This window comes from Nitrospira sp. BLG_2, from assembly GCF_049222245.1.
Genome location: NZ_JBLYIG010000167.1, coordinates 1 through 2,046 on the forward strand (window position 1 = coordinate 1; position 2,046 = coordinate 2,046).

A 2,046-nucleotide genomic window follows, 5' to 3' on the forward strand; every position below is an offset into this window, starting at 1 on the left:
CAAAGCATGATGAGGAGAGGATTGTTGAAATGATCATAGATGAGCAGACATCAATTAACCGCCGAATAAGGCGGGTACACCGGGGAGAGGAGGCCGAGATATGAGGTCCATACCGTTTGAATACAGCAGGGGACAGAGGAGAAGCGGCGTGATGCGGCAATTCCAATGTCTGGCGTTGGCGAGCAGCCTTGCTTTCGCGACGATCGGATTCGCCGCGGAGCGGCACAATCATCAGGGGAACGCGGATCAGACATCGGCACAAAAGGTCATCTATCGTGAAGGAGGATCGGTCCTGCACGACCGCATGATGGATGAGATTAAGCGGCAGCAGGAATTTATCGGGAAGAAAGGCGGGTACAGCGCGGGTGCCAGCAGCCACATGATGCAACAGGGTGTCTTGCTGGTGGCGGAAGATGCGGACAAGGTCGCGGTCGTCAGCGGCCAGCGGTGCCCGGCGAACGCGCCTGTGAAGGAATACCACGTCTCGGCGATCAATATTGAAATCACGCTGAGCCGGTTCCTCGACTATTTCCCAGGCTACATGTATGTGCTGACCGAAAACGTGGAGAAGGCGCGGGCTGAGGAAACAGCCAATAAAGAGGCTCGTGAGAAAGAGAACGATCCCGGTGCCGTCTCGAACGGCTTGCAGGGCGATGTGATTCAGCCGCTCGTCATCCGTGCCAATCAGGGTGACTGCCTCAAGATCACTCTCCACAACCAGATCGCCGACGAGCCGACGAACCTGGTCATCAACGGGTCATCCATGGTGGTGTCATCCACCGGCAAGCCGGCGACCCCGTCGAACCCGGATACCAATGTGGAGACCGGGAAGCAGCAGAGCTTCGAATGGCACATCAAGCCGGATACGCAAGAAGGCGCGCGGTTTTTCCGATCGCATGCCTCGCGCGAGCAGTTCAATGAGGGTTTGATCGGCATGCTCGTCGTGGAGCCGCGCGGTTCTCGATACTTAAGTCCCTTCGACGGTCAGCCGATGGCGAGCGGTTGGGAAGCGATGATCGAAGACCCGAACGGGGCGGATTTCCGCGAGTTCGCGATTTTTTATCACGAGGCCGGCGATGAAGCCTTCCGGCTCTTGAATAAGAAGGGTGAGATGTTGCCGCAGCGCGACCCGCATACCGATTCCTATCGACCCGGCGCACGGCTGCTCAACTATCGCAGCGAACCGCACGGCTCGCGGATCGAACTTCAAGCCCACATGGGCTTCTACGGCGATGAGTCTATGGGCTACGGGTCCTACACGTTCGGCGACCCGGCCACGACCATCCCCCGCTCCTACCTCGGCGACCCGGCCAAGTTCCGCATGGCGGGAGGCTCGGAAATCGTGCATTCGCACCATCTGCACGGAGGCTCCGTCCGCTGGGCGCGCCAGCCGGGGAACAGCAATCTCGACTTCGCAGTCTCCAAAAATGGGCCGGTGAAATTCCCCCCGATCAGCGATCCCTCCGACCGCCTGGACGTACAGTCCATCGGACCAACGGAAGTGTACGATCAGGTGATTGAGGGTGGTTCCGGAGGGTTGCAGGCGTTGGCCGGAGAATTCGTCTTCCATTGCCATATTCCGCAGCATTATGTCACCGGCATGTGGGGCTTCTGGCGGGTGTATAACACATTGCAAGCGCCCGGCTTTCAGACCGATGTGATGAAGCCGCTGGTGGAATTGCCGGACCGCGTCGGCCGGATGAAAGTCGGCACGACGAGTGACAAGCTCGTCGGCGCGACGGTTGATTGGTACGGCGGCAAAACATTCGAGATCACCAAGGATAAAACGGATTGGAAAGCCAATCCAACCAAGGTGTCCGTGAAGGATTGGGTCGAGATGCAGCTGCCGCCGCAAGGCAAACCGGGACACAAGAACACGGAGAAGGAGCAGACCCTGGCCTACGACGCAACGGTCAACGATTGGGCCTGGGATGGGGCGAAGGCGCTGACGGAGCCCGAAACCTCGTATGAGTGGGTGAATTACAAGTCGACGACACCGGCCAAACGACAACAGATCCTCTTTGATCCACGAAGTGGAAAGGTTTC

At 58.6% G+C, this 2,046-nt stretch carries 1 protein-coding gene; it reads left to right on the top strand.

Translation table 11 applies throughout. From position 1 onward, the window contains the following. Nucleotides 1-151: 151 nt before the first annotated feature. Nucleotides 152-2,046, top strand: a 1,895-nt coding sequence (locus ACOSYY_RS04635) for a multicopper oxidase domain-containing protein (protein WP_421661101.1), incomplete at its 3' end; no start/stop codon positions are given.